Source organism: Actinomycetota bacterium (genome assembly GCA_030774015.1).
GTDB lineage: Bacteria > Actinomycetota > UBA4738 > UBA4738 > JACQTL01 > JALYLZ01.
Window position 1 is genome coordinate 1 of record JALYLZ010000023.1, and the last position, 20849, is coordinate 20849.

General features: G+C 70.4%; 21 protein-coding genes. 6 read left to right on the forward strand and 15 right to left on the reverse strand.

The window, feature by feature from the left end:
- Positions 1 to 109: 109 nt before the first annotated feature.
- From M3Q23_01375 to M3Q23_01390, 4 genes are all read right to left on the reverse strand, one after another.
- Positions 110 to 448 carry a P-II family nitrogen regulator gene (locus tag M3Q23_01375; GenBank protein MDP9340764.1) on the reverse strand — a complete coding sequence of 113 codons (339 nt, stop codon included), beginning with the start codon at positions 446 to 448 and terminating at the stop codon, positions 110 to 112.
- Positions 445 to 1719 carry an ammonium transporter gene (locus tag M3Q23_01380; GenBank protein ID MDP9340765.1) on the reverse strand — a complete coding sequence of 425 codons (1275 nt, stop codon included), beginning with the start codon at positions 1717 to 1719 and terminating at the stop codon, positions 445 to 447. The genes M3Q23_01375 and M3Q23_01380 overlap by 4 nt, the downstream gene beginning before the upstream one ends.
- Positions 1720 to 1877: 158 nt before the next feature.
- Positions 1878 to 2699 carry a DUF2127 domain-containing protein gene (locus M3Q23_01385; protein MDP9340766.1) on the reverse strand — a complete coding sequence of 274 codons (822 nt, stop codon included), beginning with the start codon at positions 2697 to 2699 and terminating at the stop codon, positions 1878 to 1880.
- A gap of 27 nt (positions 2700 to 2726) precedes the next feature.
- A complete protein-coding gene (locus M3Q23_01390; GenBank protein MDP9340767.1) occupies positions 2727 to 3560 on the reverse strand; it encodes a Ku protein in 834 nt (277 codons plus the stop codon).
- A 126-nt stretch (positions 3561 to 3686) separates the two neighbouring features.
- On the opposite strand from M3Q23_01390, the gene ligD reads away from it, so the two are divergent.
- On the forward strand, positions 3687 to 6284 hold the full coding sequence (gene ligD / locus M3Q23_01395) for a non-homologous end-joining DNA ligase (protein MDP9340768.1): 2598 nt from the start codon (positions 3687 to 3689) through the stop codon (positions 6282 to 6284).
- A 243-nt stretch (positions 6285 to 6527) separates the two neighbouring features.
- Here the strand turns inward: ligD and M3Q23_01400 are convergent, their stop codons facing one another.
- Together M3Q23_01400 and M3Q23_01405 are read right to left on the reverse strand one after the other, a co-directional pair.
- The gene (locus tag M3Q23_01400; protein ID MDP9340769.1) at positions 6528 to 7070 is read right to left on the reverse strand and encodes a DUF5319 family protein; all 543 of its coding nucleotides are present in this window, start codon (positions 7068 to 7070) and stop codon (positions 6528 to 6530) included.
- Entirely contained in the window at positions 7070 to 7801 is a 732-nt protein-coding gene (locus M3Q23_01405) for a PIG-L family deacetylase (protein MDP9340770.1), read from the reverse strand. The genes M3Q23_01400 and M3Q23_01405 overlap by 1 nt, the downstream gene beginning before the upstream one ends.
- Before the next feature lie 290 nt (positions 7802 to 8091).
- On the opposite strand from M3Q23_01405, the gene M3Q23_01410 reads away from it, so the two are divergent.
- Entirely contained in the window at positions 8092 to 9618 is a 1527-nt protein-coding gene (locus tag M3Q23_01410) for a HAMP domain-containing histidine kinase (protein MDP9340771.1), read from the forward strand.
- 74 nt (positions 9619 to 9692) lie between these two features.
- On the opposite strand, the gene M3Q23_01415 is transcribed toward M3Q23_01410, so the two are convergent.
- The 4 genes from M3Q23_01415 to rmuC all read right to left on the reverse strand — a co-directional run bounded on the left by M3Q23_01415 (position 9693) and on the right by rmuC (position 12427).
- Positions 9693 to 10052, reverse strand: a complete 360-nt coding sequence (locus M3Q23_01415; protein ID MDP9340772.1) for a hypothetical protein — start codon at positions 10050 to 10052, stop codon at positions 9693 to 9695.
- Between the two features lie 62 nt (positions 10053 to 10114).
- Positions 10115 to 10879 carry an AAA family ATPase gene (locus M3Q23_01420; protein MDP9340773.1) on the reverse strand — a complete coding sequence of 255 codons (765 nt, stop codon included), beginning with the start codon at positions 10877 to 10879 and terminating at the stop codon, positions 10115 to 10117.
- A 140-nt stretch (positions 10880 to 11019) separates the two neighbouring features.
- Positions 11020 to 11349: a hypothetical protein gene (locus M3Q23_01425; GenBank protein ID MDP9340774.1), complete on the reverse strand. Its 330-nt coding sequence runs from the start codon at positions 11347 to 11349 to the stop codon at positions 11020 to 11022.
- A 52-nt stretch (positions 11350 to 11401) separates the two neighbouring features.
- Complete coding sequence (rmuC, locus tag M3Q23_01430) at positions 11402 to 12427, reverse strand: DNA recombination protein RmuC (protein ID MDP9340775.1); 1026 nt, start codon at positions 12425 to 12427, stop codon at positions 11402 to 11404.
- A 236-nt stretch (positions 12428 to 12663) separates the two neighbouring features.
- Between rmuC and M3Q23_01435 the strand changes: the two genes are divergently transcribed.
- Complete coding sequence (locus M3Q23_01435; GenBank protein ID MDP9340776.1) at positions 12664 to 13062, forward strand: nuclear transport factor 2 family protein; 399 nt, start codon at positions 12664 to 12666, stop codon at positions 13060 to 13062.
- Positions 13063 to 13087: 25 nt separating this feature from the next.
- Here the strand turns inward: M3Q23_01435 and M3Q23_01440 are convergent, their stop codons facing one another.
- From M3Q23_01440 to M3Q23_01460, 5 genes are all read right to left on the reverse strand, one after another.
- Positions 13088 to 13888 (reverse strand): alpha/beta hydrolase, encoded by an 801-nt coding sequence (locus M3Q23_01440; protein ID MDP9340777.1) that lies wholly within the window; start codon positions 13886 to 13888, stop codon positions 13088 to 13090.
- Positions 13888 to 15072, reverse strand: a complete 1185-nt coding sequence (locus M3Q23_01445) for an amidohydrolase family protein (GenBank protein ID MDP9340778.1) — start codon at positions 15070 to 15072, stop codon at positions 13888 to 13890. The genes M3Q23_01440 and M3Q23_01445 overlap by 1 nt, the downstream gene beginning before the upstream one ends.
- A 3-nt stretch (positions 15073 to 15075) precedes the next feature.
- Positions 15076 to 16014, reverse strand: a complete 939-nt coding sequence (locus tag M3Q23_01450) for an SDR family oxidoreductase (GenBank protein MDP9340779.1) — start codon at positions 16012 to 16014, stop codon at positions 15076 to 15078.
- A gap of 75 nt (positions 16015 to 16089) precedes the next feature.
- Positions 16090 to 16476 carry a RidA family protein gene (locus M3Q23_01455; GenBank protein ID MDP9340780.1) on the reverse strand — a complete coding sequence of 129 codons (387 nt, stop codon included), beginning with the start codon at positions 16474 to 16476 and terminating at the stop codon, positions 16090 to 16092.
- Positions 16477 to 16495: 19 nt separating this feature from the next.
- Positions 16496 to 17524: an LLM class F420-dependent oxidoreductase gene (locus tag M3Q23_01460; GenBank protein MDP9340781.1), complete on the reverse strand. Its 1029-nt coding sequence runs from the start codon at positions 17522 to 17524 to the stop codon at positions 16496 to 16498.
- A gap of 159 nt (positions 17525 to 17683) precedes the next feature.
- Between M3Q23_01460 and M3Q23_01465 the strand changes: the two genes are divergently transcribed.
- The 3 genes from M3Q23_01465 to M3Q23_01475 form a co-directional block, all read left to right on the forward strand.
- The gene (locus tag M3Q23_01465) at positions 17684 to 19123 is read left to right on the forward strand and encodes a TldD/PmbA family protein (protein MDP9340782.1); all 1440 of its coding nucleotides are present in this window, start codon (positions 17684 to 17686) and stop codon (positions 19121 to 19123) included.
- A 2-nt stretch (positions 19124 to 19125) separates the two neighbouring features.
- Complete coding sequence (locus M3Q23_01470; GenBank protein ID MDP9340783.1) at positions 19126 to 20475, forward strand: TldD/PmbA family protein; 1350 nt, start codon at positions 19126 to 19128, stop codon at positions 20473 to 20475.
- 70 nt (positions 20476 to 20545) lie between these two features.
- On the forward strand, positions 20546 to 20849 hold a 304-nt coding region (locus tag M3Q23_01475), incomplete at its 3' end, for a zinc-ribbon domain-containing protein (protein MDP9340784.1).

Consider the following 20849-nt stretch of genomic DNA (forward strand, 5'->3'; position numbering starts at 1 on the left):
GCGCCGGGCCGACCACCGCCCGTGATACCCGGGCGAGTACGCCCGGTCGAGAGCGGCGAGCTCCTCGCGAAGGCGCTCGATCGGTGACGGGGGGCCGGCGGCCGCGGGCTCAGATGGCGTCCGGGCCCCGTTCACCTGTTCGGATCCGGAACACCTGCTCGGCGGGCAGGACGAAGATCTTCCCGTCGCCGATCTTGCCGGTTCGGGCCGTCTTCAGGATGGCGTCGACGACCTGGTCGACCTGGTCGTCGTGCGCCATCACCTCGATCTTGACCTTCGGCACGAAGTCGACCTGGTACTCCGCCCCGCGATACACCTCCGTGTGGCCGCGCTGCCGCCCGAACCCCTGGACGTCGGTGGTGGTGAGGCCGTTCACCCCGATGCTCCGGAGGGCCTCCTTCACCTCGTCCAGCTTGAACGGCTTGATGATGGCGACGACGAGCTTCACTCGGCCGCTCCTTCCAGCTCCGGCGCGGCGGCTTCTCTCGTGATCGCCGCCGCCTCAGCCACCGGCGATTGGACCACGTGGCCACCACGGTCGGTGTAGGTGTAGCCCACCTCGGAGTGCTGCGAGAGGTCGAGCCCGGCCAACTCCTCCTCCTCGGTGACCCGAAGGCCCACCGTCATGTCGGCCACCTTCAGGATCAGCCACGTGACCCCGAAGGAGTAGCACAGCGTCACCAGCACCGCCACGGCCTGCTTGCCGAGCTGGCCCAGGCCACCCGAGAACCCGTTGATGGCGGCGTCCGCGAACACGCCCGTCAACAGGGCCCCGATGATCCCGCCCACCATGTGGACCCCGACCACGTCCAGCGAGTCGTCGTAGCGGAACCGGGACTTCAGGTTGACGGCGAAGAAGCACACCACGCCCGCGGCGAACCCGATGGCGAGGGAGCTCATCGGCCCGACGAACCCCGACGCCGGCGTGATGGCGACGAGCCCGGCCACGGCGCCCGACGCCGCGCCCACCGTGGTGGCCTTCCCGTGCTTGATCCACTCGGGGATGATCCACCCGAGGACGGCGGCTGCCGTGGCAAGGTGTGTGGTCACGAAGGCGCTTCCGGCCAGGCCGCCCGAGGTCAGTGCGCTCCCCGCGTTGAACCCGAACCACCCGAACCACAGGATGGCCGCGCCCAGCACCACGAACGGGACGTTATGCGGGACGAACGCCTGCTCGCCGTATCCCTTTCGCTCCCCCAGGTACAGGGCGCAGGCCAGCGCGGCCACGCCGGCGTTGATGTGGACCACGGTCCCGCCGGCGAAGTCGATCGCCCCCAGGTGCGCCGTTCCCAGGAACCCGCCACCCCACACCCAGTGCGCGAGCGGCGAGTACACCAGGATCGACCACAGCGTCAGCACCACGAGCCATCCCGAGAACTTCATGCGTTCGGCGAACGCGCCGGTGATCAGGGCCGGGGTGATGATGGCGAACATCAGCTGGAAGGCCATGAACACCGTGGCGGGGATGGTGGAGGCCCACGGCGAGGGGGCCGCGCCGACACCGTGCAGGCCCCAGTACTTGAGGCCCCCGATCAGGGTCGCCTTGTCGGGTCCGAACGCGAGCGTGTACCCGATCAGGGACCACACCACGCTGACCACGGCCAGCGCGATGAACGACTGCATCACGGTGGCCAGGACGTTCTTGGCCCGGACCAGGCCCCCGTAGAAGAACGCCAGGCCCGGGGTCATGAACATGACCAGGGCGGTGGACGCCAGCATCCAGGCGGTGTCGCCGGTATCGATCTTCGGCACGACCTACCTCCCGCTTCTCCCAGGGGACGGCCACGTCGACGGCTCGTCCACGGACCCACCGTTTGTACGGGATGGAGGTTTCGCGACCGTTTCGCGCCTGTTTCGCCAGAGTTAAATCCGGTCCATCAACCCGTGCTGCTGCTTGCCGTGGCGGGAGCCGGGGGCGAGAAGAGCTCCACCGGGTCCGGGCGCTCCTCTTCCTTGGGCCCGCCCCGGGCGCCGAACAGGCGCTTGCGCCACACCAGCCAGACCAGGATGGCCACGTTCAGCACCAGCGCGCCGACCCGGAGCACGGTGACCCTCTTGATCAGCTCGTGGACCTCGAAGGGCAGGAAGCCGGCCGTGGCCACGGCCGTGAGGTACTCCGCCCACCGCCGCTCTCGCCACAGCCCGACCGCCTCGATCCCCTCCACGACGGCGTAGGCGGTCGCCGTCGCGAACAGGAGCGTGAGCGTGCCCTTCTGGATGTGCAGGAACTTCGAGAGGTCGCGGACGATGGCGCCCTGGCTCGCCCCCTGCCCCGTCTGGCCCGTCACGTCGGTGACGATCCGCTCGATCTGGGACCTGAGTGACGCGAAATTCAGCTCCACCAGGATCACCAGCACGGCGAGGATGGCGAAGATCACGCTGTGCACGCCGCGGTCGATCGCGATCAGGCGCAGCACGATGGCGTCGCGGAGGGGACGGCCCCGCCGTGGCACCGAGAGCTCGCTCAGCGGGGGGAGCACCTCCCGCTCCGGGACGGTGGGCGGATGGCCGTCGATCCAGACGTCGCAGCGCGTGCAGCGGACGAACCGGCGGCCGTCCGGGAGGTCGACACCCAGCCCGGCGTCCTCGGGCCGAAGCCGCTCGACCCCGGCGGCCGGCGTGACGTGCCCGCGCCGCGCGCACACGAACGTCTCCGGATGCCACCCGAAGTGGGTGCGGCGCGGCGTCGTGTGCGGCAACGGCTCGGGCCCGGGGCGCTCGGCCGGCTACCCGGCGGCGGCCTTCTTGCGGCGGGCGGGAGCCTTCTTCGCGGCCGATGCGGGCCGGGACTTCTTCTTGGCGGCCTCCACCGACGCCTTCAAGGCCTCCATGAGGTCCACGACCTTGGTCTCCTCGGGCTCCTCGGCGACGGTGATCTCCTCGCCGGCGACCTTCTTCTCCACGATCCCCAGGAGCGCTTCGCGGTACTGGTCCCGGAACTGCTCCGGGTCCCAGTCCTCGGTCAGGTTCTCGATGAGGGTCCGGGCCATCTGGATCTCCTGAGGCCGGACCTTCACGTCCTTTTCCAGCTCCTCGAACTCGGCGGGCCGGATCTCGTCGGGCCAGTACATGGTCTCCAGCACGAACACCTTGTCGACGAAGCGCAGCGTGGCCAGGTGCTCCTTGTCCCGGAACGAGACCTTGGCGATGCCGACCTTGCCGTCGTCCGACATGGCCTCTCGCAGCAGCGAGTACGCCTTGACCCCAGTCTCCTCGGGGACTAGGTAGTAGGTCTTCTTGAACATGATGGGGTCGATCTCGCCGAGGTCGACGAACTGCACGATGTCGATGGCCCGGCTGGACTCGAGGGGGACCGAGTCGAGCTCCTCGTCGGTCAGCGTGACATAGCGGTCCTTCTCGTACTCGTAGCCCTTCACGATGTGCTCGAAGGGCACCTCTTCACCGCATGTCGCGCACACCCGCTTGTACTTGATCCGGCCCCCGTCCTTGTCGTGGAGCTGGTTGAACCGGAGGCTCTTCTCCTCCGTCGCCGGGAAGACGCGGATCGGGATCGAGACGAGGCCGAACGAGATGGCGCCTTTCCACATGGTCCTGGGCATGTCGGATCCTCCTTCGGCGCCCCCGAGAACCCTCCGGGAGCGGGGAACCGATTGTACTGGTCACGAACGCGTGTACCAGCACATTCGTACCCGGTCCGGGGCCGCAACACCGGTACCATCGAGGCGATGCCGCGAGCGAAGAAGGATGCCGGACCCGCCTTCACGGTGAAGTTCCCCAAGGAGCTGCCGGCCCGGCGGGAGGGCGAGTACTGGTGGCTGGAAGCGGACGGCCACGAGCTCCGGCTGTCCAACCTCGACAAGGTGTTCTGGCCCGCCGAGGGGTACACGAAGGGCGACCTGCTGGCCTACTACTTCAACGTGGCGGAGTGGATCCTGCCGTACCTGGCGGGCCGTCCGCTCACCATGAAACGGATGCCGAACGGCGTCACGGGAAGCTTCTTCTACGAGAAGTCGGCCCCGTCGCACACCCCGGACTGGATGCGCCGCTGCCCCGTCGAGAGCGACGACGCGCGGAACCGGCTCATCGACTACCTGATGGTGGACGACATGGCCGGGCTGCTGTTCATGGTGAACCTGGGGTGCATCGAGTTCCATCCGCTGCACTCGCGATGCGACTCCTACAACTACCCCGACTATGCCTTCTTCGACCTGGACCCGTTCGAGGTCGAGTTCGACGACGTGCTGGCGGTGGCCATGCACGTGAAGGCGGCGGTGGACGCCCTTGGGCTGCAAGCGTTCGCGAAGACGAGCGGCGCGACGGGCGTGCAGGTGTACGTCCCGATCGAGCCGCGGTTCACCCACGACGAGGTCCGCGAGTTCGTGCGGCTGATCGGCCGCATGATCCTGAAGGCCGACCCGGACCGGGTCACCATGACGTGGGAGGTCCGCCGGCGCACCGGCAAGGTGTTCATCGACCACAACATGAACCGGTCCGGCGCGAACATCGCCGCGGTGTACTCGATGCGGCCGGAGCCGGGAGCGACCGTGTCCACCCCGGTGACGTGGGACGAGGTGGCGAAGCGGCGGATCCGGCCCCAGAGCTTCCGCATCGACAACGTGTTCACGCGACTCCGCAAGGTGGGAGACCTGTTCCGGCCGGTGCTGGACGAGCCACAGGACCTTGCTCCAGTCATGCGGGCCCTGGGCGCGGATCTGTCCAAGGCCCCGCCCATGCCCGGCGTGATCCAGGGCGGCCGGAGCCGCGCCGCCTCGAAGGCGACGACGCCGACACCAGCGACGTCGGCATCGGCACCGGCAGCGGCGGCACCGGCCCACGCGCGAAAGCGGCGCCGCGAGACGAGCGAAGAGGTCATCGCCCGATCGAAAGATCCCAAGCTGGGCGAATATCTTCGCAAGCGCGATTTCGCCGCCACCCCCGAGCCTCCTCCGCACGTGCCGGACACCCGGGGAGACTCGTTCGTCATCCAGAAACACCGGGCCACCCGTCTGCACTACGACACCCGCCTGGAACGAGACGGCGTACTGGTGTCGTGGGCCGTGCCCCGGGGGCTGCCGGTCCGAAAGGGCGACCGCCGCCTGGCCGTCCACGTGGAGGACCACCCCATGGAGTACGCGACGTTCGAGGGCGTGATCCCGGAGGGGCACTACGGGGCGGGGCCGGTCCGGATCTTCGACTCGGGCACGTACGAGGCGCTGGAGTGGACCGACAAGAAGGTGACGTTCCGGCTGCACGGGCGTCGGTACCGCGGCGCCGAGTTCCACCTGGTGAAGACGAGCACCGACTGGCTCGTGTTCCTGTCCCGGCCGGAGGAGCTGGACATCGGAAGGCCGCCGCCGTCGTACGTCCCCATGATGGCCGAGGGCGGGTACGAGGCCTTCGACGACCCGGGATGGCGGTTCGAGCCGAAGCTCGACGGCGTCCGGACCCTGCTCTACGTGAGCATGGACTCCACGCGGCTGGTGTCGCGCCGGGGCCGGGACCAGACCGCCCAGTACCCGGAGCTGGCCCCGGCGCACGAGTACGTCACCTCGGCCACGGCCGTGCTGGACGGCGAGATCGTGGCCATGGAGGACGGCCGGCCTTCGTTCGAGCTGCTCCAGCAGCGCATCAACCTGGCCTCACCGGCGGACATCGAGCGGGCCCGCCGGAAGATCCCGGTGGAGTGCTTCATCTTCGACCTCCTGTACCTGGACGGCGAGGACCTGACGAAGCTGCCGCTGGAGGAGCGACGCGAGCTGCTGGAGCCGCTGATCGTGCCTGGGCACTGCCTGACCCCGACCCTGTACGTCGACGGAGAGGGGAAGCCGCTGGCCCAGGCGGCGCGGGAGCGGGGGTTCGAGGGCGTGGTGGCCAAGCGCCTGGGCAGCCGGTACCTGTCGGGACGGCGGACGTCGGACTGGCGCAAGGTGAAGCTGCTGAACCGCCAGGACTGTGTGGTGCTGGGGTGGACGCCCGGCACCGGTTCACGAAGCCGGACCTTCGGCGCGCTGCTGGTGGGAGCCTACGACCGGGGAAAGCTCCGGTGGATCGGGCAGGTGGGCACCGGGTTCACCGACCGGATGCTGGCCGACCTCATGGCGCAGCTCGAGCCGTTGCAGCGCAAGGATCCCGCCAGCGATGACCCCGAGCTTCGAGCGGTGAAGGGCGCCCGCTTCGTCGAGCCCGCGCTGGTGTGCGAGGTGGAATACCTCGAGATGACCAGCGCAGGAAAGCTCCGGGCGCCCTCCTACAAGGGCCTTCGCACGGACAAGGCCCCCGAGGACTGCATCCTGGAGCGACCGAAGCGCGCTTCCAGTCGATGACTCAGTGCCCTCGTCGAGCGTAGAAGATCTGCTGAAGGGTGGCGGTGGGGCCGAGACCCCGGGGGCGCCCGAAGGCGTGAACGAGAGCGCGTCGTCCGGGTTGGAAAGCGTGTGGCGCCGGGGAAATGGGCCCTGCAGCCACCACCAGCAGTGTCAGGAGTGCAGCCGGCAGGTACCGGGGCCTTCGCATGAGGGCGCAGCATCACTCGCCACCGGCGAGGGTCAAGCTCCGGCCCAGCTGGATCAGAAGGGCTCGAAGCCGGACCGGGACAGCAGGGCTCGAGCCTCACGTTCCTCCATGCCCGAGTCGACGAGCTCGCGGTAGAGGCGGGCGGGGCCGAGCGACCGGCCGCACCGGGGGCAGAAAGCGAACTCCGTCTCGAGTGGGGCCTCGCACCACGGACACGCCTTGACCTCGATGCGGCGGCCGGGCTCGATGCCGGCGTCGGAGAGGGCGTCGATGTAGCCCTTCGCGTAGTCCCACTGCACGTAGTCCTCTTCGCGGGGCTCGAAGGCCGGCTCGTGCATGCGGGGCTCGCCCGTCTTCAGCATGTGCTCGAGGTTCTCCCGCAGGAGGTCCCAGTCGTAGTAGTGGTTGGCCTCGCAGTCCGGGCACCAGATGACCACGCCCCGGACGCCCTGGGGTGCGAACGACATGCGCATCCCGGCGAGGTCGCCGAGGTCCGACTCGATGTCCTCCCGCTCCCGGGGATCGAGGGTCTGCTCCTCCTCGTCGCCGTCCTCGCGATGCTCCTCGAAGTCCGGTCCGCCGGGGTCGTGTTCCATCAGGACCGCTCGCTCTCCTCGTCCTCCGCGCGACCCCTGGAGAAGTTGAAGGTCCGGAAGCCTTCCGCGTACTGGACGCCGGCCACGCTCCCCAGCTCGGCCGCGCGGCGCGTGACCCACTCCTCGTACGGCAGGGGGCGAACCTGGGACTCGTGGCAGGCCAGCGCCTTGAGCTTCACGTCCAGGGTCTGGGTGATGTCGACGTAGGTGTCGGCGTCTTCCGAGCCCAGCCACAGGGCCGGGACCTCGAACGGCTCGAAGCCCTCGTCGAGCAGCTCCGGGAACTGGACCCGGGTGGGGGCGTCGGGCATGACCGCGCACAGCACGGCCTCCCCGGCCGCCTTGTGGTCGGGATGGTTCACGTAGTCGCGGTTGCGGCTCCACAGGCGGGTGGGGTCGGAGGCCACGATCACGTCGGGGCGGACCCGCCGGACCTCCCGAGTGACCGCGCGGCGGAGCTCCAGGGAGACCTCCAGCTCGCCGTCCACGAACCCGAGGAACGCGCAGTCGGCGACCCCGAGCACATCGCACGCGGCTTTCTGCTCGCGGCGCCGGATCGGACGCATCTGTTCACGGGTCACCCCGGGCTCGTTGGAGCCGGCGGAGCCGTCGGTGATGCAGACGTACTGGACCTCGGTTCCCTCGGCCGTCCATTTCGCGACGGTACCCCCGTAGCCGAACTCGGCGTCGTCCGGATGGGCGAACACGACCAGGGCGCGCGCGAAGTCCATGACCAAGCCAGCGTAGCCGATGGATCGCGGAATCGGCCATGGCGTCGAGCGCTCTCGCGCTGGTCACGCCAGGGGTGGCACCGCGTGCCGTTCGCTCCGAGCCGGGGGTTCGTGGTCAGCGTCCACGGCACGCTCGTGCTGCTTCCTGTCCGCATCGTGCTGTGGGCGATCCATTTCGTCGAGACCGCGGCTCGCCCCGCTGAGGGCCGATTCCGCCTGCCGTATCGGACATGCCCGGGCACCGTTGCTCAATACCGGGAGCCATCGGTCCGATGTGAGACCTGGAACCCATGCGCGCGCTCCCAAGGATCTCCAAGTGGCGCCCCGGGCTGGTCGGGTCGTTCGCACTGGCCAGCCTGATGGCGTTTGCCGTGCTGTGGGGGGCCCTGTCCCTGGTGGTGGCGCGGCAGGTGACCAGGTCGGGAGAAGAGAGCGCCCAGTTCCACGCGGAGTTCGTGACCAACTCCATCCTGCGCTACGAGCTGACCGCGCATGATCTGGCGGGGCCCTTGCGCGGCCGGGCGTATCGCCGGTTGGACCGGTTCGTCCGGGCCCGCATCCTCCAGCCCCCCGTGGTCAGGGTGAAGATCTGGAGTGTGGACGGCACGGTCCTGTACTCCGACGAGCCGCGGCTGGTGGGGGCTCGCTTCGACGGCGACCCGGATCCGGTGGCCGCGACCGGCAAGAGGACGGTGAGCGAGGTCACCGATCTGAGCGAGCCGGAGAACGCCTACGAGCGGGGCCTCGCCTCCAAGCTCTTCGCGACGTACGTGCCCCTGTATCTCCCGGGGGCCAGCCGGGCCCGGCCGCCTGGCGGCGTGGTCGAGCTGTACCAGGACTATTCGCTGGTCCAGGCCACCACCCGATCGCTGTTCCACACCCGCCTGCTGACCCTTGGCGCCGGGTTGCTGATCCTGTACATCGTGCTGCTGCCGATCGCGTTCCGCACCTCGCGGAGGGTCCGGCGGCAGAACGACTTGCTGGAGGAGCAGGCCCGGCGCCTGGAGGTACTGCTGGCCCGGGAGCAGCAGACGGTGGGGGAACTGCGCCGGCTCAACCAGATGCAGAGCGACTTCGCGGCGGTTGCCTCGCACGAGCTGCGAACGCCGCTCACGGCCATCCTCGGGTACGTGAAGACGCTTCAGCGGCCGGAGTTCGAGCAGAACCCCGTGGCCCGGCGTGAGTTCCTGGCCGCCATGGAGCGCCAGGGAGATCGGCTGTTCCGGCTGGTGGCGAACCTGCTGTCGGCGGCGCAGGTGGAGAACCGGGACACCACCCTCGACATCGCCACGTTCGCGTTCGGCGAGCTGGCGGAGGAGGTTCGGGAGGGCTTCCATGACAGCGCGGAGCGAATCCGGCTGGCGATCTCGCCCGACCTCCCGCCCATCGAGACCGACCGCGACCGGGTGGCGGAGATCCTGGCGAACCTCGTGGACAACTCCCTGAAGTACTCGCTCGCCGAGACGCCGGTAGAGCTGGGGGCCACGGCCTCCGAGGGGCGCCTCAGGTTCTGGGTGGCCGATCACGGGATCGGCATCGATCCGGTGGACCTCGACCGGATCTTCGACCGCTTCTACCAGACCGACCAGTCCAGCACGCGCCGCTACGGCGGAGTCGGGCTGGGGCTGCACCTGGTGAAGCAGCTCGCCGAGACCCTCGGCGGCACCGTGGAGGTGGAGAGCGAGCCCGGGGTTGGGAGCACGTTCACGGTCACCTTGCCGCTGTGGCGTGGCCCCGGCCCGGCCGGGAACGGCTCAGCGGGAGCGCAGCGCGAGGCCGAGTCGCTCCAGCAGCAACCGCAGCCGGCCGCCCGGTAGCTCCACGGCCGGCTCTCTCCCGGTCCGACCGGAGACGTGAGGCGGCGAGGCCGTAATGCGGTAAGCGAGTGCGGTCAGGCGCGCCAGGAGACCCGCATCCAGGCCCGGCGGCCGCATGCGGGGCAGCGCATCAGCGAGTGATACCGCTTCACCAGGGGCAGATGGAGCGAGAAGGGGAACGCCGAGCGGACCAGCTGGCTCACGGAGACGGGCGTCTCGCGGTGGCAGGCCGAGCACTCCACGAGGAGCGTTCCATAGGTGTGGGCCGGCCGGTCCGCCGAGAACAGCGCCATCTTGCCCAGGGGGTCGCGCTTGCCCTCGATGTCGGGCGCCACGGGCGACTGGGCTTGCGGGAGTTGGGCCTGGGCCCGAGGCGGCTCTGGCTCCGCCTGGCGGGCGAGGACGCTGGGGTGCCGGGACCGCGACTCGCGCATGCTTCCCACCGCACGAAGCCGATCGCTCCGGGCCGGCCTGTCGCGCTTCGACGTGGGCACGCCTACCTCCGGTCCGGGACGAGCTGCCGAGAGAGCTCCCGGTACGCTTCCGCCCCGGGATGTGACGGGGCGAACCGAAGGATGCTCCGGCCGTCCCTGGGGGCCTCCGCGAACCGGATGCTCTTGCGGACCGGCGGATCGAGCACGCGAAGGCCGTAGCGCGACCCCACGTCCTCGAGGACCTCCCTCGAGTGGTTGGTCCGGCTGTCGAACATCGTCGGAAGCAGCCCGCTCACCTCGAGCTTGCGATTCGTGAGCCGCCGGACGTCCTCGATGGTCGATAGGAGTTGGCCGACCCCGCGTTGCGAGAGGGTCTCGCACTGGAGTGGGATCACCACCTCGTCGGCGGCGGTGAGCGCATTGATGGTGAGCACGCCGAGTGAGGGCGGGCAGTCCAGCAGGACGATCTGGTAGTCGTCCGCCGACTCCTCGAGGGCCTGGCGCAGCGCGTATTCGCGGCCCGTCCGGGTGAGGAGGTAGGCCTCGGCACCGGCGAGGTCGATGTTGGAGGGCACCAGGTCGAACCTCTCGGCTTCGACGCCGAGCACGGCCTTCTCCAGCGGGCATCTGCCCACCAGGACGTCGTGGACCGTCGGATCCAGGTCGTCGGGATCGAACCCCATGCTGAACGTGAGGCAGGCCTGGGGATCGAGGTCCACGGCCAGCACCGAGCGGCCCCGCTCGGCCAGGGCGGCGGCGAGCGCGGCGACGGTCGTGGTCTTGGCCACACCGCCCTTCTGGTTCGCCACCGCGATCACTCGGGTCATGACGCGGGCGTTCTACCCCGGACCTGAGTTCAGGGGCAAACGTGCCGGTCCGGAGGGGCCGAACCGGGGCCGGTCGCGGCCGAACGTGGCCGGCCTCGGTGGCCCGCCTCGGTGGCCCGCCTCGGTGGCCGGACGCGTCGCTACTCTTCCGGCTGATCGAAGCGGAGCGAGCGGAGGTGGGCCTCGGTCCGATCGAGCACGCCCACCAGCCACGCCCCGTCCTGGGGGCCCCGCTCGTCGTTCGCGGGGAACATGAACGTGTTCAGGGCTTCGCCGGATCCGAGCTGGATCGACTTCGTGGCCAGGTAATCGACGATGGCGAACTCCCAGGTGAACAGGGCCGTTCCGTCGTCGTTGGCGTGGACCCAGTACGTCAGGAACCGGTTGGGCTCGGACCGGTAGGTCCTGACCCGCAGGCGCTCCTCGGCCAGGCGGAAGCCGAGCTTGGCGAGCGCCTCCTGGAAGTCCACGACAGCCGCAGGATAGCGGACGGCGCGGGCAGCCCCCTTCTCGCTATTCGATTCAGTCCACTGCACGCAGCAGCTCGGCAGCATCACCTCCCCACAACCGGGCGGTGTCGGGGGTATCGAGGCCCGAGGCGCGCGCCCGGGCGATCGACCCCCTGGCTTTCCCCAGCTGCGCCCGGAACTCGTCCGCTCCGTTCGCCAGCATGGTGGCCGCCCGCGTCAGCTTGTTCTCGAGGACCGACTCCATGACCTCGAGCAGGGTGGTCAGCTCCGTCAGGCAGCCCTCGACGTCCCCCACCGAGCCGTACCGGGCCACCAGGCTGTGCAGGAAGAGCAGCACCGGGAGGGCCGAGGAGTACGGCACGATGACCACGCCGCGGCTGAACGCCTCCGCGTGGGCCCGGCGGAGCACCCGGTACGCCGCGTCCGGGATCGCCGCCACCGCCACCGGCGCCGTGATGGAGGGGTCGAGGTAGGCGGCGACCTCGCGAGCCCGCCCCGCCACCACCCGCTCGACCTCTCGGGCCAGAAGATCCCGCTCGGCGGGGTCGGTGGCCGCCTCCAGCGCCTCGAGCTCCCGGACCGCCGGCCACTTCGAATCGATGGGAAGCCGGCGGCCGTCGGGCAGCAGCAGCCCGTACTCGACGACCTTCCCGTTGACCCGGAAGTCGGAGACGAGCATGCCGGGCGGAAGCTCGGCGAGGTGCTCGCGCAGCACGTTCTCGCCGGCCCGTCCCTTCGCGGAGCCGCCGGCGAGGACCGTGGAGAGTCGCCGGACCACCTCCGCGTGCTCGGCCTCCCGCCCCCGACGCTCCTCGTCCCGGATCCGGAGGGCCTCCACCGCCTGCCGAGCGGCCCGAAGCTCCTGGTGCAGCCGGGCGTCCTCGGCGTCCTGGGCCCGTGCCCCATCTGCCAGCCGGCGAAGCTCGGCGGACTGGGCGTCGAGCTTGCCCTCCAGCACCACCGACCGATCGGACCCGACTCCCGTCGGACGGTCCGCCAGCCGGTAGCGCAGCGCGACCACCGTTCCAACCACCACGCCGACCCCGAGGGCCACGAGCGCAATTCCCACCTCGTTCATCGCACCTCCCATGTCATGGACAGAAGCGTAGAAGGGAGGTGTGACAAGAACGACGCTCCTCGCGAGGACCGGGCGGTCGTCGGGCCCTGGATCCCAGTCGCGACGTCGGGGCGCTACATTCGCCGGGTGCTGGCGTGGCTCCCATCCGGAGTCGAGCTCATGGGCCATCGAGGTCACGCTGGACACGCACATGGACCCCGGGCCCTACCGCCCGTGGTGGCGCCGAGGAGGTCGCGGTGGGTGACGAGGAGGCGAACCGGGAGGTCGTGCGGCGCCTGTGGGAGCTGTTCGAGGAACGCGACTGGCAGGGCGCGGGCGCGCTCCTGCATGAGGACGTGGTGGTGGACTGGCCGTGGTCGGCGGAGCGGATCCGGGGCCGGGACAACTTCATCTCGGTGAACCGGCACCATCCCGCGCCCGACTGGCACATCGAGGTTCGCCGGATCGTCGCCGAGGGCGATCAGGTCGTATCGGAGGTGATCGTGCCCTACGAGGGCGGCCAGTCCCGGGCCGCATCGTTCTTCGAGCTCCGGGACGGGCGGATCGCGCGGATCGTGGAGTACTGGATCGACCACGGGCAGCAGGAGCCGCTGGAATACCGCGCCGCATGGGTGGAGCCGCTGACGCCGGAGTGAGTGCCGGCGCGGTGCGAGCGCGGCGCTACGGCAGCGCCCGCGCGAGGAACGCCATGACCATCCGGTCGAACTCCGCGGGGTTGCGCATGTTGAGCAGGTGGTCGGTCCCGGGGATGGTCACGACCTCCGTCCCGGGGACACCCGCCGCCACGGTCCCACCGATCGCCTGGATCCCCGGCTCGTCGCGCTCGGCCAGCACCACCAGAGTGGGCACGCGGATCTCGCCCAGCCGTTCCAGGGGCTCGGTGTCCGGCCCTTCCATGAAGTCCTCCGCTTCCGCCGCGGCCCGCGTGTTGCCGCGAGCGATCTCGGCGATGCCGCGGTCGCTGTCGCCGGCACCCTCGCCGAACCGCCCCGGCGGCACCCAGTAGTCGAGCTCCAGGCGCTGGGCACCCTCGAGGTCGCCCGCTTCCAGCGCGGCCTCCGTGGCCTTCCACAGGGCCCGCAGGTCCTCCGACCATCCGGTGAACCCGGGAGCGCCGGAGGCGGCCAGGACCAGCGCGGACACCATCTCCGGATGCTCGAGCGCGAAGAGCAGCGACAGCGCTCCCCCCGCCGAGGCCCCCACCAGCGCGGCCGGCGCGGCGTCGAGAGACCGAAGCAGCTCGGCGACGTCCTCGAGCGGCCGGTACGACTCGGTGGGCATGTCGGAGCGGCCGAACCCTCGAAGGTCAAACCGGATCGTCCGGAACCGCCCGGCGAACGAGGCCATCTGGTCGTCCCACTGCCGGCTGTCCACCAGCGTCGAGTGCAGCAGCAGGACCGGCGGTCCGTCCCCGGCGACCTCGTACCAGAGGCGGCCGCCCTCCACGCGGAGGAACGGCACTACCGCTCGCCCACCACCACATCGCCGGCCTTCATCACCAGGGCCGGCTTCAGCAGCACTTCGATCTCCTCCAGCGGGTTCCCGTCGTACAGGACGAGATCGGCGACCTTGCCCTCCTCCACGGTTCCGACCGAGGGGACCCGGAGCAGGTCGGCCGCGTTGGACGTGGCCGCCTGGAGCGCCTTCAACGGCGTCAGCCCCCACGCTGCCATGCGCACGGCCTCGAGCGGCGCGTGTCCGTGGGGGTTGAACGGCGTGCCCGCGTCGGTGCCACAGGCGATGCGTACCCCTGCCCTGACCGTACGGCGAAAGGAATCCCGGGCCTCCGCGATGATCTGCCGGGCCTTGTCCACGGCGAACGCCGGCACCTCGTCGGGGTGCTCGACGATCTCGGTCAGTGCCGAGATGGTGGGGACGTGGAACGTCCCCTGCTCCTTCATCAGGTGCGCCACCTCGGCGGTGATCTGGGAACCGTGCTCGATGGAGTCCACGCCGGCCCGGACGGCGTTCTCGATGCCCATCCGTCCGATGGCATGCGCGGCGATGGGCCGGCCCCACGTGTGGGACTCGTCCACCGCGGCCTGGAGCTCTTCCGGCGTGAAGGCCGTGAAGTCGACGGAGATGCCCGGCGTCAGCACGCCCCCCGTGGCGATGACCTTGATGGACCGAGCGCCGCCCCGCATCTGCTCCCGGACGGCGCGCCGAACCGCGTCCGCCCCGTCCACCTCCAGCGCGAACAGCCCGCTGCCGTGGCCGCCGGTGATGGTGAGGGCGCGGCCGGAGGCGACGATCCGCGGCCCCTCGGCCAAGCCCTGCTCGATCGCCTCCGCCAGCTCGCACGCGTACGAGCTGGGCCCGCCCAGGTCCCGCACCGTGGTCACTCCGCGCTCCAGGTGCCGGCGCCCGTTCCGGACGGCCTTCAGCACGGCCCGGGCCTCGGTCACCTCCCTGGCTTCCTGCCCGAAGTCCGCCGAGCCGTCGAAGCACAGGTGCACGTGCGCGTCGATCAGCCCGGGGCTGAGGGTCTTCCCCGACCCCTCGACCTCCACGGCGGCCTGTGATTCCCGGGGTGCCCGGACGTGCGCGCCGACCCAGGCGATGGTCCCGTTCGAGACCAGCACGCCGGCGTCGCCGCGGACCATGCGGCCGTCGAACAGGGTGATGTTCGAGAAGTAGGTCGCCACCGCTCAGGCACCTCCACCGGTGAGGCCGGCGGCCTGGCGGAACGGCGACGCCGGCGGACGATAGACGCGGGGCCGCTCGCCGAACAGCTCGTCGGCCCGCGCGGCGATCTCCTCGGGCGTCCACCGCTCGTCCTTCGTCAGCGACGACACCGGCGTCCACCCCTGGTACAGCTCCACCAGCCCGCCCTGGATCCCGAACACCTGGCCGGTGATGCCGGCGGCCTCGTCGCTGGCCAGGAACGCCACCAGCGGGGCGATGTTCTCCGGAGCCAGCGGGTCGAACCCGTCGGTCGCCTCCGGCAGGTCCCCGAAGGTCTTCTCGGTCATCCGGGTGCGGGCGCCGGGCGCGATCGCGTTCACCGTCACGCCGTAGCGCTGCATCTCCATGGCCACGATCTGGGTGAACGCGGCGATGCCGGCCTTGGCCGCGCCGTAGTTCGACTGGCCGGGGTTCCCCAGGATCCCGGAGGTGGAGGACGTGTTGACGATGCGGCCGTGCACCGCCTCGCCTGCCTTCGAGTGCTCGCGCCAGTGCGCGCAGGCCTCGTGCGTCACCAGGAAGTGGCCCCGGAGGTGGACCTTGATGACGGCGTCCCACTCATCCACCGCCATGTTGAACACCATGCGGTCCCGCAGGATCCCGGCATTGTTCACCACGACGTCGAGGCGTCCCCACCGGTCCAGCGCGGTCCGGACGAGCGAGGCGGCGCCGGAGGGTTCGCTGACGTCCTCGAAATGGGCCGCGGCCTCGCCGCCTGCCCCCTCGATCTCCTCGACCACCTGGGAGGCCGGACGGGTGTCCTGTCCGCTGCCGTCCCACTCGCCGCCCAGGTCGTTCACCACGACCTTCGCGCCGTGCTCGGCGAACAGCAGGGCCTCACCCCGCCCGATCCCTCGCCCGGCGCCCGTGATCACGGCCACCCTGCCGGTCAACATGCCCATGCGAAGCGTTCCTCCTCGCGTTCCCGGTACCTCGGGCAACGCTACCGGAAGCGCTCCGGACGCGACGAGCGGTGCTCAGTCCCCCACGTAGGCGACGCAGTCCATCTCGATCAGCGCGAGCGGCAGGTGGGCGAGGTCGCTGCCCACCGTGGTCCGGACCGGATAGGGCTCGGAGAACCGCTCTTTGTACGCCTCGTTGAAGAGCGGAAACAGCGCGACCTCGTGCAGGTACACGTTGACCTTGACGACGTCCGCCAGCGTCGCCCCGCCGGCTTCCAGGACGGCCTCCACGTTGTCGATGGTGAGATTGGTCTGCTCCCCGATCGTGTCGCCCGTGACGGAACCGTCCGGCCCGACCGGGACGGTCCCGGTGACGAAGATGAAATCGCCGGCCCGCCACCCCTGCGAGTAGGCCCCCAACGGCGGCGCGCCCCGCCCGCTCCTGATCGTCTGCTTCGGCATCCTTCCTCCCTCCCCCGCGTCATCGCGCCTCCCCTTCGGCCAGCGCACGGATGGCGTCGATCTGCAGCGTCGTCGCGATGAGCGTGGTCACCCCCGCCTCGCGCCAGGCGGCCATCCGGTCCCGGATCCGCTCGGGCGGACCCACCAGCGCGACCTCGTCCACCAGCGAGTCCGGCACGGCGGCGGCCGCTTCCTTCTTGCGCCCTTCCAGGTACAGGTCCTGGATGCGGGTGGCGTCCTCCTCGTAGCCGTAGCGGTTCACCAGCTCCGTGTAGAAGTTGCGTCCCCGCGCCCCCATGCCGCCCACGTACAGGGCGAGGAACGGCTTCACCAGGTCGCGGCAGGCCTGCACGTCGTCACCGACGAACACCGGCACCATGGCCGCCACGTCGAACCCGGCGCCGTCCTTGCCGGCCCGGGCGAAGCCCTCCGCCAGGCTGGGCCGGAACACGTCCATCCGTTCCGGGGAGAGGAAGGTGGGGAGCCAGCCATCCGCGATCTCGGCGGCCAGGGCCACGTTCCGGGGCCCGATGGCGGCCAGGTAGATCGGGAGGTCCGACCGGAGCGGGTGGACGATCGTGCGCAGCGGCTTCCCCAGGCCGGTCGAACCGGGGCCCCGGGCCGGGATGCGGTAGTACTCGCCCTCGAACTCCACCGGCTTGTCCCGCCGAAGGATGGCCCGGACGATCTCCACGTACTCGCGGGTACGGGCCAGGGGCTTGCCATAGGGAACCCCGTGCCAGCCCTCCACCACCTGGGGCCCGGACATGCCGAGGCCCAGGCGGAACCGGCCCCCCGAAAGGTGATCGAGCGTGATGGCGGTCATGGCGGTGGCGGCCGGGGTGCGAGCCGGGATCTGCATGATGGCCGTGCCGAACCCGAGCCGCTCGGTCCGCGAGGCCACCCAGGCCAGCCAGGACACGGCGTCCGACCCGTACGCCTCAGCGCTCCAGATGGAGTCGAACCCCAGGCGCTCGGCCTCCTGCACCAGCGGCATGACGTCGATCGGCACGGCGCCCCAGTACCCGAGGTGCAGGCCGAGCTTCAACGCAGCGGCTCGAAGATCACGTCGGCCATGGCCGGGCGGAGCGTAGCCGTCCGCGGACCCGGATGCACAGAGTCGTCCCGCGGACTCGGATGCATGGGCCCGGCGGGCTGCGCTAGGCTTCCCCCTCGTGCTCCCTGGAACATTCCGGAGGGTTTTCGCTTGCAGGAAATCGCGCAGCAGGCCGTGACGGAGGCCACGGTGGCGGGGGCGGACTACGCCGACGCCCGGATGGTCACCGAGGAATCCGAGTCGCTCACCGTCAAGAACCAGGAGATGGAGGGGATCGACCGGTCCCGCTCCGAAGGGGTCGGCATCCGCGTCCTGGTCAACGGGTATTGGGGCTTCGCCGCCACGGCCCGGGCCACCGAGGAGGAGGTGGCCAAGACCGCTCGGCTGGCCGTTTCCATCGCCCGGGCCGCCGCGCGCCTCCCGGGAGATCCCGTCCGTCTGGCGGAGGTCGAGCCCGTCGTGGCCACGTGGTCCAGCCAGGTCCAGGTGGACCCGTTCACCGTGCCGCTCGAGGAGAAGGTCTCGCTGCTGATGGAGGCCAGCCGCCGCATGCAGGACGTGAAGGGGGTCTCGTTCGCGGAAGCCGTGCTGGACTTTTACCGCCGGCACACCGTGTTCGCCTCCAGCGAGGGCGCCCTGATCGAGCAGACCATCGTGAACTCCGGCGGCGGCATCGAGGCCACCGCGCTGGGCGACGGCGAGATGCAGCGGCGTTCCTACCCCAACTCGTTCCGGGGCCACATCACCGCGGCGGGGTGGGAGCACATCCCCCGGCTGAGCCTGGTGGAGGAGGCCGAGCGAACCGGGCGCCAGGCCGTCGAGCTGCTCTCGGCCAGGGACTGCCCCAGCGAGGTGACCACGCTCGTCCTCGACAGCGGGCAGGTGGAGCTTCAGGTCCACGAGTCCATCGGGCATCCCATCGAGCTCGACCGGGTCCTCGGGATGGAGGAAGCGTTCGCCGGGACGTCGTTCCTGAAGCCGGACGACCGGGGGCGGCTGCGCTACGGCAGCGACCTCATCTCGATCACCGCCGACGCGACCGTCCCGGGAGGGTTGGGCACGTTCGGCTACGACGACGAAGGGGTGCCGGCGCAACGCGTGCCGGTGATCGTGGACGGGATCTTCCAGGATTTCATCTCCAGCCGGGAGACCGCCGCCGAGCTGGGCGAGCAGTCGAACGCGACCATGCGGGCCGACGGCTGGCAGAACATCCCGCTGATCCGGATGACCAACATCAACCTGGAGCCGCGGGAGGGGTCGCTCGACGAGATCATCGGCGACACCAAGGACGGCATCTTCATGGCCACCAACCAGTCCTGGTCCATCGACGACAAGCGGGTGAACTTCCAGTTCGGCTGCGAGATCGCCTGGCGCATCAAGGACGGCAAGCGCACCGAGCTGTACCGGAACCCCAACTACACCGGGATCACCACCGAGTTCTGGGGGTCCTGCGACGCCGTGGGCGGCCGGGAGGAATGGACCCTGTGGGGCACGCCCAACTGCGGCAAGGGCCAGCCGGGACAGGTGGCCCGGGTCGGCCACGGAACCCCGCCCGCCCGGTTCCGCAACGTCCAGGTGGGGGTGCGGTAACCATGCCGGGGCTGATCGGGCCCGACACGATCCGCGCCGCCGCCGACGCCGCCCTGGAGCTGAAGGGCGTGGACGGGGTGGAGGTGCTCCTGATGCACGAGTGGGGCGGGCTGACGCGGTTCGCGTCGTCCTCGATCCACCAGAGCACGTGGCGGGAGGACACGGGGCTCCGGGTCCGGGTGATCTCGAAGGGCCGCGTGGGGGTCGCCGCCACCAACCAGCTCAGCCCGGAGGGGGCGCGGGAGGCCGCGGCCAGCGCCAAGGAGATGGCCGAGGTGGTCTCGCCCGACCCGCTGTTCCCCGGGCTGGCGCCGAAGGCCGAGGTCCCGGAGAAGGATGCCTACGACGAGGCCACGGCCTCGGTCACGCCGGAAGACCGAGCCGACGGCGTGGCCGCGCTGGTCGGACACGTCGCCGACGGGTTCCACGCGGCGGGGTCCTACGAGACCCAGGGGCTGGAGCTCGCCATCGCGAACACGGAGGGACAGTTCTGCTACCAGCCGGTCACGCAGGCGTCGGTGACGGCGCTCGTCTCCGGGGGCGAGGGAGGCGCCGGCTACGTCGAGTCGTGGGCGGTCCGGGCGGGCGAGCTGGACCTCGAGGCCATCGGGCGGCGGGCCGGCCGCAAGGCCGCCGACAGCCAGAACCCCCGGGACCTGGACCCCGGCCACTACGAGGTGGTGCTGGAGCCGGCCGCCGTGGCCACCCTCATCGCGTTCCTGGCCTATCTGGGCTTCAGCGGACGAGCCCTCACCGAGGGGCGGTCGTGCCTGACCGGCAAGCAGGGCCAGCAGGTGGCCTCCCCGCTCGTCACCATCGTGGACGACGCCACCACGCCCGGGACCTCCGGCGCCACGTTCGACTTCGAGGGAACGCCCAAGCGCCGCGTCGAGCTCATCCGGGACGGCGTGTTCCTGGACGGCGTGTACGACCGCCGGAGCGCCCGCCAGGCCGGCAAGGAGTCGACGGGCCACGCCCTGCCGCCTCCCAGCCCCGACGGAGCGTTCCCGATGAACCTGTCGGTGTCGGGCGGCGACGCCTCGATCGAGGACATGGTCGCCGCCACCGAGCGGGGCCTGCTGGTCACGCGGTTCCACTACTCGAACGTGGCGCACCCGACGCTCGCGGTGATCACCGGGATGACCCGCGACGGGACCTGGCTGATCGAGAACGGCGAGATCAAGCATCCCGTGAAGAACTTCCGGTTCACCCAGTCCATCCTGGAGGCGCTCACCAACACCGAGATGGTCAGCAAGGACACCGAGATGGTGAGCGAGTTCTTCTTCTCCGCCTCCCGGGTCCCGGCGCTGAAGGTCTCGAAGTTCCACTTGACCGGCCGAAGCGACCACTGATCGCCGGGCCTGTACGTTTGCCGTCGCCGGGGCTACATTCCGGGCGAATCGGCCTTCGAGGTGAGCCCCGGTGATCTGTCCCAACTGCGGCACGGAGAATCGCGCCGGACGGAAGTTCTGCGCCAACTGCGGCGGCGCGCTCGCGGTGGCCTGCCCGTCCTGCGGCGCCGCCAACGAGCCCGAGGACCGGTTCTGCGGGAAGTGCGGGTCGGCCCTCGGGGTCGAGGCCGCGAACGCTGCTGCTGCTCCCGCCTCAGAGCGCCGCCTGGTGTCCGTGCTGTTCGCGGACCTGGTCGGGTTCACCTCGCTCTCGGAGAGCCGCGACGCCGAGGAGGTCCGGGAGCTGCTGACCCGCTACTTCGACACCTCCCGGA

Bases quoted from the DNA above. Each gene is read 5' to 3' on its own strand.
- M3Q23_01380 (MDP9340765.1), bottom strand. From the start codon at position 1,719: ATGCTGGCGTCCACCGCCCTGGTCATGTTCATGACCCCGGGCCTGGCG.
- M3Q23_01390 (MDP9340767.1), bottom strand. From the start codon at position 3,560: ATGCCCAGGACCATGTGGAAAGGCGCCATCTCGTTCGGCCTCGTCTCG.
- ligD (MDP9340768.1), top strand. From the start codon at position 3,687: ATGCCGCGAGCGAAGAAGGATGCCGGACCCGCCTTCACGGTGAAGTTC.
- M3Q23_01400 (MDP9340769.1), bottom strand. From the start codon at position 7,070: ATGGAACACGACCCCGGCGGACCGGACTTCGAGGAGCATCGCGAGGAC.
- M3Q23_01405 (MDP9340770.1), bottom strand. From the start codon at position 7,801: ATGGACTTCGCGCGCGCCCTGGTCGTGTTCGCCCATCCGGACGACGCC.
- M3Q23_01410 (MDP9340771.1), top strand. From the start codon at position 8,092: ATGCGCGCGCTCCCAAGGATCTCCAAGTGGCGCCCCGGGCTGGTCGGG.
- M3Q23_01415 (MDP9340772.1), bottom strand. From the start codon at position 10,052: ATGCGCGAGTCGCGGTCCCGGCACCCCAGCGTCCTCGCCCGCCAGGCG.
- M3Q23_01420 (MDP9340773.1), bottom strand. From the start codon at position 10,879: ATGACCCGAGTGATCGCGGTGGCGAACCAGAAGGGCGGTGTGGCCAAG.
- rmuC (MDP9340775.1), bottom strand. From the start codon at position 12,427: ATGAACGAGGTGGGAATTGCGCTCGTGGCCCTCGGGGTCGGCGTGGTG.
- M3Q23_01450 (MDP9340779.1), bottom strand. From the start codon at position 16,014: ATGGGCATGTTGACCGGCAGGGTGGCCGTGATCACGGGCGCCGGGCGA.
- M3Q23_01455 (MDP9340780.1), bottom strand. From the start codon at position 16,476: ATGCCGAAGCAGACGATCAGGAGCGGGCGGGGCGCGCCGCCGTTGGGG.
- M3Q23_01470 (MDP9340783.1), top strand. From the start codon at position 19,126: ATGCCGGGGCTGATCGGGCCCGACACGATCCGCGCCGCCGCCGACGCC.